The 15,831-nt window shown below is 51.3% G+C and carries 13 protein-coding genes; 6 read left to right on the top strand and 7 right to left on the bottom strand.

All coding sequences use genetic code 11. From position 1 onward, the window contains the following. The first annotated feature begins 8 nt into the window (after window positions 1-8). A complete protein-coding gene (locus BQ8005_RS16150) occupies window positions 9-572 on the top strand; it encodes an IS1096 element passenger TnpR family protein (protein ID WP_021848606.1) in 564 nt (187 codons plus the stop codon). A gap of 100 nt (window positions 573-672) precedes the next feature. Then, complete coding sequence (gene miaA / locus BQ8005_RS16145; protein WP_075318749.1) at window positions 673-1,566, top strand: tRNA (adenosine(37)-N6)-dimethylallyltransferase MiaA; 894 nt, start codon at window positions 673-675, stop codon at window positions 1,564-1,566. 24 nt (window positions 1,567-1,590) lie between these two features. Here miaA and BQ8005_RS16140 read toward each other — a convergent pair whose 3' ends face one another. Next, window positions 1,591-3,984 (bottom strand): glycoside hydrolase family 3 N-terminal domain-containing protein, encoded by a 2,394-nt coding sequence (locus BQ8005_RS16140; protein WP_407918936.1) that lies wholly within the window; start codon window positions 3,982-3,984, stop codon window positions 1,591-1,593. Between the two features lie 43 nt (window positions 3,985-4,027). Further along, on the bottom strand, window positions 4,028-5,239 hold the full coding sequence (locus BQ8005_RS16135; RefSeq protein ID WP_075318747.1) for a C45 family peptidase: 1,212 nt from the start codon (window positions 5,237-5,239) through the stop codon (window positions 4,028-4,030). A gap of 57 nt (window positions 5,240-5,296) precedes the next feature. Here BQ8005_RS16135 and BQ8005_RS17825 point away from each other — a divergent pair, with 57 nt between their 5' ends. Next, window positions 5,297-5,431 carry a hypothetical protein gene (locus BQ8005_RS17825; protein WP_262484399.1) on the top strand — a complete coding sequence of 45 codons (135 nt, stop codon included), beginning with the start codon at window positions 5,297-5,299 and terminating at the stop codon, window positions 5,429-5,431. Window positions 5,432-5,759: 328 nt separating this feature from the next. Here BQ8005_RS17825 and BQ8005_RS16130 read toward each other — a convergent pair whose 3' ends face one another. Genes BQ8005_RS16130 through BQ8005_RS16110 form a run of 5 tightly spaced genes read right to left on the bottom strand, consistent with a single transcriptional unit; the run spans window position 5,760 to window position 11,947 of the window. After that, window positions 5,760-6,905 (bottom strand): TlpA family protein disulfide reductase, encoded by a 1,146-nt coding sequence (locus BQ8005_RS16130; RefSeq protein WP_159436284.1) that lies wholly within the window; start codon window positions 6,903-6,905, stop codon window positions 5,760-5,762. Between the two features lie 8 nt (window positions 6,906-6,913). Further along, the gene (locus BQ8005_RS16125) at window positions 6,914-8,944 is read right to left on the bottom strand and encodes a M56 family metallopeptidase (RefSeq protein WP_075319308.1); all 2,031 of its coding nucleotides are present in this window, start codon (window positions 8,942-8,944) and stop codon (window positions 6,914-6,916) included. Between the two features lie 14 nt (window positions 8,945-8,958). Continuing rightward, the gene (locus BQ8005_RS16120) at window positions 8,959-10,800 is read right to left on the bottom strand and encodes a TlpA family protein disulfide reductase (RefSeq protein WP_083610587.1); all 1,842 of its coding nucleotides are present in this window, start codon (window positions 10,798-10,800) and stop codon (window positions 8,959-8,961) included. 29 nt (window positions 10,801-10,829) lie between these two features. Continuing rightward, on the bottom strand, window positions 10,830-11,588 hold the full coding sequence (locus tag BQ8005_RS16115; RefSeq protein ID WP_083610586.1) for a TlpA family protein disulfide reductase: 759 nt from the start codon (window positions 11,586-11,588) through the stop codon (window positions 10,830-10,832). After that, window positions 11,585-11,947, bottom strand: a complete 363-nt coding sequence (locus BQ8005_RS16110) for a BlaI/MecI/CopY family transcriptional regulator (protein ID WP_022020699.1) — start codon at window positions 11,945-11,947, stop codon at window positions 11,585-11,587. The genes BQ8005_RS16115 and BQ8005_RS16110 overlap by 4 nt, the downstream gene beginning before the upstream one ends. Before the next feature lie 285 nt (window positions 11,948-12,232). Between BQ8005_RS16110 and BQ8005_RS16105 the strand changes: the two genes are divergently transcribed. From BQ8005_RS16105 to BQ8005_RS16095, 3 genes are all read left to right on the top strand, one after another. Next, window positions 12,233-12,940, top strand: coding sequence for a hemerythrin domain-containing protein (locus tag BQ8005_RS16105; protein WP_075318743.1), 708 nt, complete (start codon window positions 12,233-12,235; stop codon window positions 12,938-12,940). Then, window positions 12,927-13,553: a response regulator transcription factor gene (locus BQ8005_RS16100; RefSeq protein WP_075318742.1), complete on the top strand. Its 627-nt coding sequence runs from the start codon at window positions 12,927-12,929 to the stop codon at window positions 13,551-13,553. The genes BQ8005_RS16105 and BQ8005_RS16100 overlap by 14 nt, the downstream gene beginning before the upstream one ends. Before the next feature lie 419 nt (window positions 13,554-13,972). Next, window positions 13,973-15,388: a sulfatase-like hydrolase/transferase gene (locus BQ8005_RS16095; RefSeq protein ID WP_075318741.1), complete on the top strand. Its 1,416-nt coding sequence runs from the start codon at window positions 13,973-13,975 to the stop codon at window positions 15,386-15,388. The last annotated feature ends 443 nt before the right edge of the window (window positions 15,389-15,831 follow it).

Below are 15,831 nucleotides of genomic sequence, written 5' to 3'. Positions count from 1 at the left end.
CTCAAACTATGATTTATAGATTTACCCTTATCTCTGACGAATCGGACGATTTTGTCAGAGAAATACAAATCGATCCGGAAGCCACTTTCTATGACTTCCACAAGGCTATTCTCCAATCTGTTGGATATACAGATGACCAGATGACATCCTTCTTCATCTGTGATGAAGATTGGGAAAAGGAGAAAGAAGTAACCTTGGAAGAAATGGACGACAACTCCGAAATAGACAGCTGGGTGATGAAAGAAACCCGCATCGACGAATTGGTAGAAGACGAAAAACAAAAGTTGCTCTACGTGTTCGATTACATGACTGAACGCTGTTTCTTCATCGAGCTTAGTGAAATCATCACCGGCAAGCACATGAAGGGTGCCAAATGTACCAAGAAAGAAGGCGATGCTCCCAAACAGACGGTAGACTTCGCTGAATTCGAAGCCAAGAACAATGCGGCCCTTGACCTCGACGAAAACTTCTACGGCGACGAAGACTTCGATATGGACGACTTCGACAAAGACGGCTTCGGCGGTTTCGACGAGGGTAGCGGCGGCAATCCTTACGACGAAGACAGATACTAAATGCAATGAAGAATGAAGAATTTCCTCTTTGCGGATGAATGAAGAATTCATCCCATTGCCCCAAATTCTTCATTCTTCATTTTTAATTCTTCATTCCCCCTTGACTCTCCTCGTACTCATAGGCCCCACCGGCGTAGGCAAGACGGAACTGAGCCTGCGACTGGCAGAAGCGTTCGACACATGTATTGTGTCGGCCGACTCGCGTCAACTGTATGCCGACCTGAAGATAGGTACCGCCGCCCCGACCGAAGAACAGCTCCGGCGAGTGAAGCACTACATGGTGGGCACGCTAGGCTTGACCGATTACTACAGCGCCGCCCAATACGAAGCGGAAGTCATGAAACTTCTTGAACAGCTGTTCAAAGAAAAAGAAGTCGTCGTACTGACCGGCGGTTCCATGATGTATGTGGATGCCGTCTGCAAAGGCATCGACGACATCCCTACCGTAGACAATGAGACGCGCGCACTGATGCTCCACCGCTACGAAGAGGAAGGCCTCGACCGCCTCTGCGCCGAACTCCGCCTGCTTGATCCCGAATACTACCAGATAGTTGACCTGAAAAACCCCAAGCGTGTCATCCATGCCCTCGAAATCTGCTACATGACGGGGAAAACCTACACATCCTTCCGCACCCAGCAGATCAAGCCCCGCCCCTTCCGTATCGTCAAGGTGGGACTGACCCGCTACCGCGAGGAACTCTACGACCGCATCAACCGCCGCGTGGATCAGATGATGGCCGACGGCCTGCTGGAAGAAGTCCGCCGCGTCTATCCGCACAAAGACTACAACTCATTGAACACCGTGGGCTACAAGGAACTCTTCAAATACCTGGACGGTGAGTGGACACTGGACTTTGCCGTGGAGAAAATCAAACAAAATTCCCGCATCTACTCCCGCAAGCAAATGACCTGGTTCAAGCGCGACACTGACATCCGTTGGTTCCACCCTGAACAAGAAACGGAGATACTAGCGTACCTCCGTTCTCAAGTCTAAAATTACCTGTACATACATCTTTTATTATGGCAACGCCCGCACCGTCTGCTTCAGACGGATGTCCTGGCTCGATGCACCGACCATAAACTCGAATTCACCCGGCTCTACCGTCCAGCGCATGTTGCGGTCCAACAGCTGAAGGTCTTCGGGAGTGAGGTGGAAAATGACTTCCTTCGTTTCACCCGGCTGCAAAGAAACGCGTTCGAAACCACGGAGCTGCGAGTCGTAGGTAATGACGCTACTCACCTTGTCACGCACGTAAAGTTGCACCACTTCGTCGCCTGCCCGCTTGCCGGTATTGGTCACCTTCACACAAATGGTATAGTCGCCCTGAGTAGACTGTTCGAGCGGCGTCACCTCAAGGTCGGAATAATCGAAAGTGGTATAACTCAAACCGTAACCAAAAGGATAAAGCTCGCCTAAGACACGTGTTGAACCTGCGCCATTGGGTCCCGAAGAAGGCTGTGCACCATGAGAACCCGGCTTAAAGGGGAAGTTCAATTCAATCTGTCCCACACTCTTTGGGAAGGTCACTGTGAGCTTACCGCCCGGATTGTGCTCGCCAAAAAGGGTCTCGGCAATCACCGTTCCGCCCTGACAGTTAGGGAACCAAGTTTCCAGAATAGCGGGGATATGCTTGTCAGCCCAATTGATGGTGAGTGGCTGGCCGTTGATGAGTACCAGCACGACAGGCTTGCCTGTAGCATAGAGGGCTTCTAGCAACTGTTGCTGACGGCCAGGTAAGTCGAGCGAGGTACGTGAACGGCTTTCGCCTGTACGGTATTCATCCTCGCCCAATACAGCGATAATAACGTCACAATCTCCAGCCTTCTGTACAGCCTCAGCCATATCTGCCTTCTCTTCATCAGTCAGCGGAGAGGGCAGAATTTCGGTAGCGGGCCACCCTTTGTCTATGATATCGCATCCCTTGGCATAAACCACTTCGGCCCTGCCTTTCAGATAGGCACGGAGGCCGTCGAGCACGGTTACCTTTTCCAGGCGATTGGGGCCGTAACGACTCTCCATGAAGTTACTCTCATCGGCTAACGGACCAGTAACGAGCACCTTACGAATCTTTTGACGGTCCAGCGGAAGGAGGTTACCTTCGTTCTTCAGCAAAATAAGCGACTGTTGCTGTATCTGCTTGACAAAGTCCATGTTGCGGTCCACACCTCCCACCTTGTCCGAAGCTTTCGTGTCCTCCACATACGGATGGTCGAACAATCCCAGGCGAAATTTCACACGCAGCACTTCGGCCACACGTTTGTCGATAGTGGCCATTGAAATCTTCTTCTGCTCCAGCAGACGACGAATGGGCAGGATGAAATCGGCCGGTTTCGTAAAATGGGTACGCACGTTCAAACCTGCTTCGAGCACCTGGCGCACGGCCTCATCATAGGTATCAGCCACATGGTGCTTTGTCTGCACATACTCCACCGCCTCGCTATCACTCACCACATAACCGTCAAAGCCATACTCCTCGCGCAGCAGTTCGGTGAGAAAATAGTAACTGGCCGTCACAGGCACGCCATCCCAATCGTTGTAGCTGCTCATAACGCCCATCGGATGAGCCTCCTGAATAACTTTCTTGAAAGGATAGAGATAAAGTTGGTGCAATTCACGTGGCGCTACATGCGGATCAGTACGGCAATTACCATCGCGTCCGCCCTTGGGCACACTATAGACGGCATAATGTTTCAGCGTCGAAGCTACGCCCTGCGACTGGATGCCCTTTACCATCTCCGCACCCAGCGAAGCAATCAGATAAGGATCTTCGCCGTAGCACTCCAACGTACGGCCCCAGCGGGGATCGCGCACCACGTCGAGGATGGGGGCATAGACATTGGTATAGCCTAAGGCCCGAGCTTCCTGCCCGGCGATGGTACCTGCTTGATACACTAAATCACGGTTCCACGTACTGCCGATGGCTATCGGTGCAGGCAGAGGTGTAGCCTTGGTGTGGTTCAGGCCGTGGATGCCTTCGTTACTGAAGTCCACGGGAATACCCAGCCTCGTTTCTTCCACAAACCAACGCTGCACACGGTTGATGGCTTCGGCATGGTTGCTGAAAGGATAGAACATCTGTTCTACTCGGTGCGACTTGCCGCCTACGCCGTTGAGCATCTCGTCGATGTTGGCGATACCATCCTTCCACACCTCCGACTTCCATCGTTCTGTAGGAAGAGAGTCCTTCAGCACACGCCCGTAGCCATAGAGGGTGGCCAGCTGGCAGGTTTTCTCATTGATGTTCATCTGGCGAAGCAAGTCGTCCACCCGCTTGTCCACTGGCAGCGTGGGATCCTCGTAGACATCCTTCACGCCGTTCTTGTTGAAATCAATCCACCCCTTGTGGTAGATGGACTTATTCTGTGCCTGCTGGGGCAGGGCCACACAAAGGCCCAGCAACGCCGCCAGCATCGTTCGTTTGTTCTTCATGCTTTTCTCTCTATATATCTTTTCATTACTTGTAACACTTCCACATCTCTTCCCTGTCCAGCTTGCGATAAAGCGCCTGCATCTCCTGCCTGTCCACCCGACCCTTGCGGCGCCAACCTTCCAATACAAGCTCCGCCAGACGGAAATTCTCTTCTTCAAGGGGAGCCAAACGCTGCATGTAGCCACTACCCTCAGCATTGTATAGCAAAGCCCAGTGCATATAACGGTCGCTACCCATACCCCACTTCAGAGAAAACACCTGATCCTTTAAATGCAAAGAAGCATCAGACAAAGGTGAGGTACCCAACGTCTTGTCCATTGTTACCATCGACGGTAATTCCTCGTCTACCCACAACGGAACGGCCATGCCCGTAGGCGGATAGCCCAACACCGTCCACATCGTCGTCAGTTCAGCAGCCTCGCCCGGCTTCACACCTTGTACTACAACAGAACAGGAGGTACTGCTTCGCGAAATGAAGTCTTGCTCCACAAACCAGCCCGAAGCATCCGATCCTGTGAAAGGAGACTGGCGAAGGTCAATGCCTAGCAGGCAGTTGTGAAAAGAGCGGGACAGATCGTTAAAAAGATGCTGGGGGCTGACAGCCTGCGCACGTGCCAAAGGATCTAACACCCGCACGGCCTCCTTGTAGCGCACCACGCCTGCTCCAGGCCCGTACTGTCCCGACTGGGAAAAGTTGGTGCGAGCCACATAACCGTCAGGCGCCGTAGCAGGATCGTTGGCGTCGTATATCTTATAGGTATAGTAATCCACCTCAAACACCATGGCACCTCCTTGGGCATCTATTGCCCCAAAGTTAGCCTCTATCCGACTGGGCTTAGCGAGGGTGTCGAGGAAGTGGCGGAAATCGTCTACCGTGGCACAAACCTCAAGTGCCCGATAGATGACGCGGCCGTTGGCCTCGCCCCGCTCCTCGCCGTCCTTCACGTCCACGAGGTTATAACTCTGCGTATTCATCAGCGCAAAACCTGCCGAATTGGTCCCTATCCACGCTTCGTGCTTCAGGTGGAAGTCTGCGCTATTGACCACGGCAATGAAGTCGTACTTCTCGCCGCGGACATACTCCACGTGGTTTTTCAGAAAATCAGTGTCGCGATGTTTCCACAACAAGGGGCGACCGTCGGGTGTCGCCCGGCCGGACACGACAGCCGAAGTGCAGGCCAGCGCAGGCGTCAGCCAGGCAGCCAGCAGAGCAGTCAAAAGCAGGATGTTTTTCATTTCAAAGTCTCGTTTACGTTCACAAAGTACAAAGATACTATTTTAAACGGAAAAACCATGCCCTTACGGACAGGGATAACAAAAAGAAAGCAAATCCTTCATTTTACTGACAAGCCATTTTTTCAGAAAAGCCAAGAAAAGAAGAAAAAGAGGGAAAAGCAGGAAGCAAAAACAGAAAAAGCAGACTTTTAAGCAACAAAACGTCCACTTTCTGTCGGTAAAACATAGGTTTCCTGCAAGCAGAAAGTAGGTTTTATGACGAAAGAAAGCCGTTTTTCAAGCAAAAGTAGGTATGTTTTGAGGCCAAATAACGCCTGTTTCCCATGAAAAAACCGCCGAAAGAGGACAAAAACCTCGTTTCGGCGGCTTCAAATGGCGGTTTTCCACGCTATTTCAAATGTAAAGTTTTCGCTATCTTCCTGTCTATAAGAGAGAAAGGTGGTTGCTACTCCATTCTTTTCCACCAAGCCCGCCTCGCGTCCGAAATACGCGATTCTCGCGGACTTGGGAAATCAAAGTGTCACTTTGACAAGGCAAATACCTGTTTCTCCAACTTCTTTTTCAAGACTCCCATCCGATAACCTTTCCATATCTCCAGTATCTTCCCGTCGGGAGCTATCAGTACAAAATAAGGGATGCCGCTCATTTTGTAACGCGACGCAAGCGTCCGCCCGCCAGCTTTCAGTTCGTTCCATTGGTGGCCGGGCATCTCGTGTTCGGACAGAAAAGTAGTCCACCGCTCTTTATCGTCGGTACAAATACCTACCAACGCCAGCTTATCCGCATAGATTTCGGCTATCTCCTTCAGCTCCGGCTCTGCCATGCGACAAGGACCGCAAGCCACACTCCAAAAGTCAAGCAGAATGTAGCGGCCTTTCAGCTCGGACAAGTGATGCTTCCCGCCTTCAGCGTCATAAAGAAGCCCATCCACCATCTCGTCACCTTCATCCACCGTAGGAGCGGGAAAAGCGTACGACTCCATCAGTTTCCCCCTCTCCGTATTCTGCCAATCGAGGGGAAGACGGGCATAGAGCTGCTGGAAGTCGGGACGACAGGAGGCCAGGAAGTCTTGTTGGCCTGTGGCATACCAGGCGATTTCCAGAAACTTATCCAACCATGCTTCCGTTACGGGTATCGTCTTCAGATAGGAAAGTCCCTTGCTGACAATACGATTGTTCAGTTCACGCAAGCGTTTCAAAGATAAGCTGTCCCCTCGCTCGGTTTCTTCGTCCAGACGGAGGATTTCTTCCACTTCGGCGGCAACGCAGGCCTCATAACCCAACATGTCTTTCTGCAGACCGACGTTAGTCGTTACCGTCCATCGGTTCAACCACTTGTCCTCACCTTGAAAGTCAATCCAACCGCCAGGCTCCACCCACAAGTCGAGTACCCAGTTGGGAAAGCCTTTTCCCCAACCGAAAAACCTCAGATGACGAGGGCGGGAAATCGTATCTTCATAAACCATCTGTCCGTCCTGCAAGGAGAACTCGGCAATGGCTTTGGCGGCGCTCATGTGGGGATTGAAATCATAAAGCACTCCCTTCACACTGTCGGGCATGTTCTTCAAGTTCCAACGGATGACGAATTTCCCATCGGAAGGGGAAGCTCCCCACGCCGTTCCACAGCAAGCAATCCAGACAAGCAGCCACGCCAAGTACTTCATCATAGCTATGCTCATTCTTCCTCCAGCTTCACTACCAAAATAGGTGAAGCCTTGAGCCGGGCCTCCTTCATGCCGATATAGGTCACCTTGAGCATGGCATCGTTAGGGGCCGTGAGCGTGAATTTGCCATCCACGTCGGTCACAGTACCGTTGGTCGTACCTTCAATCGTGATACAGGCACCGATAACGGGCTCGCCCTGCGAGTCCACCACCTGCCCACTGACCTTCAGTTCGCCGTCCTTTGCGCTGGCAGCAGACTTGGTACGTATATAGAGAACACCGTTCTTGCCCGCCTCGCCATAAAGGGAAGTAGCAGCCTCATCCTTCAGCACGGTAATGGACTCAATCTCGTCCCGCGACAAAGACTTGAAGGTGGCTTCATCCACTAGTTTGTCATCTATTACTACCTGCGCCTTCATGGCACTATCCGACACGCGGATGGTGGACACAGTGCCTGCCAAGGGTTTCGGTTCTTCCTTCTTCAACGTGACCAGCATTACGGCTTTCTTACTCTTGTCTGTCGTATATTGAGCCACATCAGTCGGTTCCTTCAGGATACTGAAAGAGTGGATGCGGTCGGGATTGAGAGCCCCGAGGATTTCGGGAGTCACCTCCTGACCATCGATTACTATCAACATATCCGCATAATCAGCATGGGTACCTTTTACTATAATCACATCGTTCTTTTTGTCCGAAGCCTCCGACACCACATCCTCCAGCTTGAATAGTACAGGAACAGTATATTTCACCGTCACCGCCTTTCCCTTCTGCATGCCCGGCTTCCACTTGGGCATGGAGCGAACGAGGCGGACAGCCTCGGCATCGAGCAGGCGGTCAACACTGCGCAACACACTCGCATCGCTGATGGCGCCATTCTTGTTGATCAGGAACTGGACAACCACGCGTCCCTGCATGCCTGCCTTCTTGGCCTCTTCAGGATAGCGAAGGTTCTTCTTGAAATACTCCATCAGCCCCGCCATACCACCGTCAGGGAACTCAGGCATCTGCTCCACCACCTCGAAGACGGGCTCGTCGGGCATCAAGGTATCTTTCACCGCGACGGAGGCAGTTTCTACCTGATTTGTTTTCATACTTGCCACCAAATCATTAACTTTGGCGCTTGAAAGCTCGTCGGCTACAGCCGACACTTCGGGACGGGCAAAGGCCGACACGGCCAGTGCCGCCAGCGGGAGTACATAGAGGTACTTCACCCGCGCCCACGGACTTGACTTTTCTTTTAACATCATAGTGATACGTTTTTTAAGTGAACTGTGATTAAAGCTGTTGGCCATAGAGTAGAGCCTTGTGCCGACAGCTTTTTTTATTAACAACATCTGATATTTCTTTGCGTCCACGCCCTCGCGCAACACGGTATCGTCGGCCTCGTACTCGTGGATGGTCTGCAATTCTTGCTTCAGAAGCCATGCGGCGGGGTTGAACCACTGCACGAAAATGCAGAGGTCGGCCAACAGCAGGTCCCATGAGTGGTGGTTGCGGATATGTGCCAGCTCGTGGATGAGTATCTCGCGACCGTTCTCCTCTAGGTCCTTGCGCGAGAGGACAATGTAGCGCATCCAGCTGAAAGGGGCGATGTCACGATTGTGCACCACCAGCCTTACATTCTCCACCCTGCCCGGCAACCAGTCGGCCAGCCGCTCCAGACGGCCTCGACGAAGCAAGACAGCCAGCCGCCCCAGCGACCATAGGTTACGCACGGCAAAGAAGACAATGCCCGCCAGATAGACCAGCAGAGCCACGCGCACCCACAGGGCCGTAGTGGGTTGAGCCACAGCCTCGCCCTCCGTCTGCACATCGGCCAGCAGGAGGAGTTGCTCCAACGTGAGCATCGTCTCGTGGACAGGAGCGGGACGATTCACGCTGACTTCCACCAGCGGCAGCACGGACGAGAGCACCAGCAACCCCAGCAGGGCAAAGCGGTTGAAGCGATGAAACGTGTCGCGGCTCATCAGCAATTTATAGAACAGGTAGAATACCGCCAGGCAGGCAGCAGACTTAAGTATGTAGACTAAAAAGGTTCCCATATTCATTTGTCAACTTAAAACGTTCCTAATGCTTTCTCCAACTCCTGCTTCATAACCTCCGTGCCTGGGAAACCTACATGTTGGTACACCACGCGGCCTTCCCTGTCCAGTATCAGGTAGGCGGGGATGCCTGTGAACTGATATTTCTTCAACAGGTCGGCATTCTGTGCGTTGGTCAGATAATAATGCTCGCCGTGAATGTCGGGAATCATCGTCTTCCATAACACCTGCGGAGAGGTTTCGTCGGTCACGAACACAAAGTCCACCTCCTTGCCCTTCAGTTCCTCCTTCATCGGCTTCATGCTCTTCATGGCCTGACGGCACGGGCCGCACCACGTGGCCCAAAAGTCTATCAACACCACACGTCCCTTGTGACGGGCAGCAATGGCCGGCAACAGGCTGTCGCCCCTGACGGAAGCGTCCAGCGTAGCAATGGTGTAACCGTCGCCTTCATTGGCAGACTTTTTCAGAGCCTCTGCGTATTCGTGGTGTTTGGTCAGGACATATTCGCGAATGGCAGGCGTCTGCAGGCTGTCCACCTTGGCCAGCAACGTATCGGGCAGCGGAGCCATACGTCCCAGATAGCGGCGCGCCATCTCGTTCAAGGCCGTGCTTTCCATATCCTTGCACCAGGCATGGTCTGCGGCAAGGTCGTGAGCCTCACTCAAGGCCGACACAATGCTCGAATAGCGCGTGGTCATCATCATGGCTGGTGAGCGGAGGGAGTCAAGTGCCATGATTTCGTCGCGGAAGCCAGGCCCTTCTACCAAGTTGCCCCGCTTCTGCCCTTTAGCCCGTGGAGCATAACCTATGATGTACTTGGCAGAGGAAACGTTGCTGAATGTAAGAGCCTGCAATTCCAAGTGCAACAACCTCTTCACAGGCTCACTGAGCGAAGCATCGCTCTCCAGCCACCGATTCACCCGTGCGTAATAAGCCAATACCTTCTCTTTCAGTTCGTCCACCGACAAGGTACCGATATCATCCAGTTCGTCGGTCGCATCCAGGCTGTAAGGGCCATTGGCCAAGGCTGTGTTCAGTCCGTCGTAATTGCCCTCGAACCACACCTTCTGCACGTCCTTGTATTCTTCGCCAAAGAGATGCGTACCCGCCATCTGCATGGCATAATAGTTAATGGTCATCGTCACCTCGCTACCTGGCACCACAAAGACCGAAAACTTCCGTCTGCCCACGTAGAATGACTTCAACCCCGGATGGGTCAGGTAGTCGTCTATCACACAAACGCCGTCCTTCTCTTCGACTGAAACAGGCAGGAACGACTGCGCGCCCCATTCGCTCAAGCCATAACGGATATTGCCCGGAGATACCTTGCCCAAGAAACGGACGGTGATGCGGAACTTTCCAAAGGCAGGCTCGGCCGTCGGCAGAGGGCGATCATAGTCAGGCCGATGACTGATCAAACGTTCAGGCACAACGATTTCGGGCTTTTTGCCGTCCAAATGTATCTGATTCAGCTTCCAACCACGGTCCACATTTTCCTGAAAGTCAAACGTGGCGACATCGAGCGGAAGTGGCTCGAATGTCCACTGCATGCTGACTTTCCCGTTAGCGGCTACCTCCAAATCCTCCGCGGTCGAAATGCCTTCAGCCTTCTTCAAGGCATATTGCTTGCCTCCGGCCGACAAAGTGGCCGAAGGGGACAACCTGATTTCATCTCCCATGGCTCCGGCATAATAGTCCACGTCGACCACCGTACGATCATCATAGAGAGATACACAGCTCACTTCCAGCCTTGTCTCCCCACCCAGGAAGTAAGGTTTCTCCACCACCTTCAGTTGTGCGTACCCACTTAACCAGCACGGCACGGACAACATTATCAATAATATCTTTTTCATACGGATTCTATTCTAAATTATCCAACTGATCATTGTTTCTCGCCCGACACCTGCCGGATAGCCTCCAGCAGTTCATCGCGCTTCTGCTGGCTGGTGCCTATCACGAGCTTGCGCACCACGCCTTGCTTGTCGAGTACCACCGTTGTGGGCGTCTGCTGCACGCCGAACATATTCCACAACACGGAGTCGCCTGCCACCTGATGGAAGCGAAAGCCACGACGCTCTACAATCTTCTGTATCTGTTCGGGCGTATTCCAGGTGACGGCCAGGTAGTTCACGTCGGGACAGGCATCCATCCACCCGTTCAACTCGGGCATCTCGCGGATGCAAGGGCCGCAACCTGTGTACCAGAAGTTCAACACCAGCGGACGTCCCTGCGTATTGCCATCGGTCCAGCGGGTGCCGTCCGTGGCCTGCACACTGAAGGGCTTGATGCGCTCGCCCTCGTTCAAGGCCATCTTGGGGACGTAATCGCTTATTGACAGGAACTTTTTGTTCTCTTTCGCCTTCTCCAGCCAATAGTTGGCATCCTTCACTTCCAACAGGGGAACGGCATATTTCTTCGATTCTTCGCTCAATTTAATACCCGTCACCAGCATCATCGTTCGTCCGTCGTCGCTTTTCAGGATGGACATCTGGTAAGTGGCTCCCTGAAGTTCGGAGGGCGATTCGGTGAAGAAACAGCCGTCCACCAACAGCTTCGGCTCCTTTTTGCCGTCCGACTGCCCCCACGAAAGCAAGACGAAGCCACAAAGCAACCCCATTATCAAGAGCAAGCGCTTCCTCATAACTGCCCCTCCTCGACCTTCTGTATCAGTTCCTTGAGCTCCTTCAGCGAGATGTCCTCCTCCTTCACCAGCGACGACACGGCGCCCAGGTAGGAGTTATTGAAATACTTGCTGATGACGCTCCGCAAGGTACGGCGGCTGAAGTCGTCGCGGCTGACGGTGGCATAATATTGATAGGTGTTGCCATAGGCCTTGTGCGACAGGTAACCTTTCTCTTCGAGCCCGCGCACAATGGTGGACAGGGTATTGAAATGAGGCTTCGGCTCGTCATAAAAAGCTAGCATTTCTTTTACGAACAGCGGGCCTTTTTCCCAGAAAAAGCCCATGATTTCTTCTTCTTTTGCGGTCAGTCCTTTCATAATTACCTTTTGTTTTCCGCAAATAACGAAAGAATTTAGTTCATAAACTAATTTTTCTCGTTAATAAGAACTAAAAGATTTAGTTTACTTGAGGAAAGGAAAGAAAACAGTGCTTTCCAAGGACGAAAGCACCGTTTTGCGAGGACGAAAACATTGCTTTCCATCCAAGAACGAAATACCTACAAATGGGGATTGCGCCATCCACCAAAAAATCGTTAATTTGCGGCCGAGTAAAGAACAACCGCTGCCATAAGGCAGTTATAACAGTAACAAGCATTTACGCCCATGAACGAACCTCATAAATACCGCGCCACAGACAAGATGAGCGACCTCATCTGCGACAATTACTCCCTACTGATGGTGATGAGCCGCTTCGGCTTGTCGCTGGGCTTCGGCGACCGTTCGGTGAAGGACGTCTGCCAGGCACAGGGAGTGGACTACAAGACCTTTCTGGCCGTAGCCAACTTCATCAGCCACGAGCCCTATACGTACAGCGGCGAGGAGGACGACTTCTCGCTCACCGCCCTGATGGACTACCTGAAGCGGGCGCACACGTACTTCCTCGACTTCAACCTGCCTGCCATCCGACGCAAGCTCATCGAGGCCATCGACTGTTCGGGTACCAACGATGTGGCCTTCCTCATCCTGAAGTTCTTCGACGAATATGCCAAGGAGGTGCGCCGCCACATGGAGTACGAGAACCAGGCCGTCTTCACCTACGTGGACGGGCTGTTGCGAGGCCACCTGTCCAATACCTATGACATCGCCACCTTCGCCAGCCACCACAACCAGATAGACCGCAAACTGACGGAACTGAAGAACATCATCATCAAGTATTACCCCGAAAAGGAGAACAACAACCTGCTGAACGCCGTCCTGTTCGATATCTTCAATTGTGAGCAGGACCTGGCGTCGCACTGCCAGGTGGAGGACTATATGTTTGTGCCCGCCGTGGCGCAAATGGAAAGGAGACTGAAAGATGAGCACCAATAACCAGTCGTTGAAGATAGTCGTGGCCGAAGCGTCCATCATCATCCGAAGTGGCGTATCGGCCGTATTGAAACGCATCCCCAACCTCGACATCCATCCCATCGAGGTGAACTCGGTCGAAGCGCTGAGCCACTACGCCCACCTGCACCAGCCGGACATGGTCATCATCAATCCTTCGTTCGACGGATGGTTCAACCTGCCCGCCTTCAAGGCCGAACATCCCCGCCTGACGGGTGTGAAGTACATCGCCCTCATCTCGTCGGTAACGCACAACAACGTGCTGAAGGAGTACGACGAGCGCTTCTCCATCTGCGATGACCTCGACATCATCGCCGCCAAGCTGAACGGCCTGCTCCGTGGCGACGAGGAGGAAGAAGAGGAGAAGGACAACGAATCGGACACGCTGAGCCAGCGCGAAAAGGAAATCGTGACCTGCGTTGTGAAGGGCATGACGAACAAAGCTATTGCCGACAAGCTCTTCCTGAGCATCCACACCGTCATCACCCACCGCCGCAACATCGCGCGCAAGCTGCAGATACACTCGCCCGCCGGCCTCACCATCTATGCCATCGTCAACAAGCTAGTGGAGTTGAGCGACATCAAGGAGAAACTTTAAAAGTATTCCTTCATCATAAATTACGCAGATTGATACAGATATCTATAATTGCCTGCATCAATCTGCGTTAATTTGTAATAGCTCTAAAAAAAAATCCCGCTCCACGATATCACATCGGGAAGCGGGGATTTATTTACCTTAATAAAAGTGGTTACGTAATTATGACTAACTAATTCATTCAAATCTGATGTTGCAAAGATAGCGCATCGGCATGGATAGTACAATCACTAAAATTAGGTATATTACCAGAAAGGAAACAATGAATTAGGTATCACACAAACTGTCTATTTTGACTGAGGCACTTTTGCTTTTGTTCTTTTCGCACCTTCAAAGCGTTATTTATCGACTCAGGCTGCCCTATCTTACTTTTCTTTATTATATATTTAGCATCGAAAACCAACTATAATCCACTTTTTGACATGAAAAACCTTATTCTTGCCGGCAGCTTGTGCACAGCCGGCATTGCTCTCACATCCTGCCTTTCCACGCATGAGAAGGATAAACAGGCAACACCCGACAGGCCAAACATCATCTTCATCTTGGCCGACGACATGGGATACGGAGATCTATCCTGCTATGGCAACAAATACGTACAGACGCCCAACATCGACAAGTTAGCTGAAACTGGTACACGCTTTGAACAGTGTTATGCAGGAAGTGGCATTAGTTCACCATCAAGATGCGCATTGATGACAGGAAAAAATACAGGAAATACCCGTATACGCGATAATATGTGTACTGCTGGAGGCATTGCCGGCATCAAAGTGAATCCTGGCGGAGACTCCACGATCGTACGACGAGCCAATCTGCTACCCCAAGACACGACAATCGCCACCGTGCTCAGCGCAGCAGGTTATCGTACATGCCTGGTTAATAAATGGCACTTGGACGGCTACGACAAAGGTGCGTCTCCCAACCATCGAGGCTTTGACGAATTCTACGGATGGACCATTTCTACCGTCCATAGCAATTCGCCCTACTATTATCCCTACTATCGTTTCCATGGCGACTCACTTATCAATATCCCTGAAAATGCAAACGGGAAACATGGTATACACAATAACGACTTGAGCACCAATGATGCCATTGCCTTCATTCGCAGAAATAAAAACAATCCCTTCTTCCTATACCTTGCCTACGATGCACCTCATGAGCCCTATAACATAGACCAAACAGCTTGGTATGAAGGGCAAGAAACATGGACACCAGACACCAAACGGTACGCTTCCCTCATCACACACATGGATGCTGCCATCGGCCGGTTGCTAAACGAGCTGGAGCAACTCAATCTACGAGAAAACACACTGATTATCTTTGCATCAGATAATGGAGCTGCTATTCAGGCCCCTCTCGAAGTGTTGAATTGCAATGCCGGTTTCAAAGGACGGAAAGGAATGCTCTATGAAGGCGGAATACGCGTCCCCTTCATCGTTAACCAGCCCGGCAAGGTCCCTGTACAGAAACTCGAAAACATGATCTATTTCCCAGACATGATGCCAACACTTGCCGCTTTGACTGAAGCTACTGCCTATCTGCCCAAGGACCTCAATGGTATGAATATTCTCCCTCTTTTCTATGGTCAGCAGATAAACACAAACGACCGAATGCTTTATTGGGAATTCCCAGGCAAGCAACGTGCAGCACGCAAAGGCGACTGGAAATGCGTAACCATCAAACCCGACCAGCCTTTAGAGTTATACAATTTAAAGGAAGATCCATCCGAAACAACCAATTTGGCCAACAAATACCCTGAAATGGTACAAGAGTTTGACCAAGCCATGCAAAAGATGCATGTACCTTCACCTTATTGGCCTCAACCTGGCGAAACATTCTGAACATCTATCCCAGACGACTAATAAAAAAGCGGAGATATACTCAACGTACGTCTCCGCTTATTATTAATTTGCTTTTCAACTAAATGTGCTTTATCTCTCGCTTCCATATCCCATGGAGAGCATTTCGCTTTCGCCCATAATGGACAAAGCATTTATCAAATAAACCAATAATTTTTTCATAATCAAAACCCTTTCTTTACTAATAGTTGAAACTGGTTTTCAATTCTCTTTTTCAATTGGGGAATGTAAATGCTTAGAGCATTACATAACCCCAAATGTTCTTGTCGGCCTTTCCGACATTCTTAAAGATTTTCTTTAACATTTTCATTTTGTTATCCTCCTAAAACAATTTTGTTATCCTATTGAAAACTTACCGAAATCTCATTGATTTCATGTTTTACAACACAAAATTAGTGCCTTTATTTAAAATCGCAAGCGTTCAG

This window comes from Bacteroides togonis (assembly GCF_900130135.1).
Taxonomy (GTDB): domain Bacteria; phylum Bacteroidota; class Bacteroidia; order Bacteroidales; family Bacteroidaceae; genus Bacteroides; species Bacteroides pullorum.
Note: the sequence above shows the minus strand (reverse complement) of the source record. Positions and strands in the feature narration are given on the sequence as shown.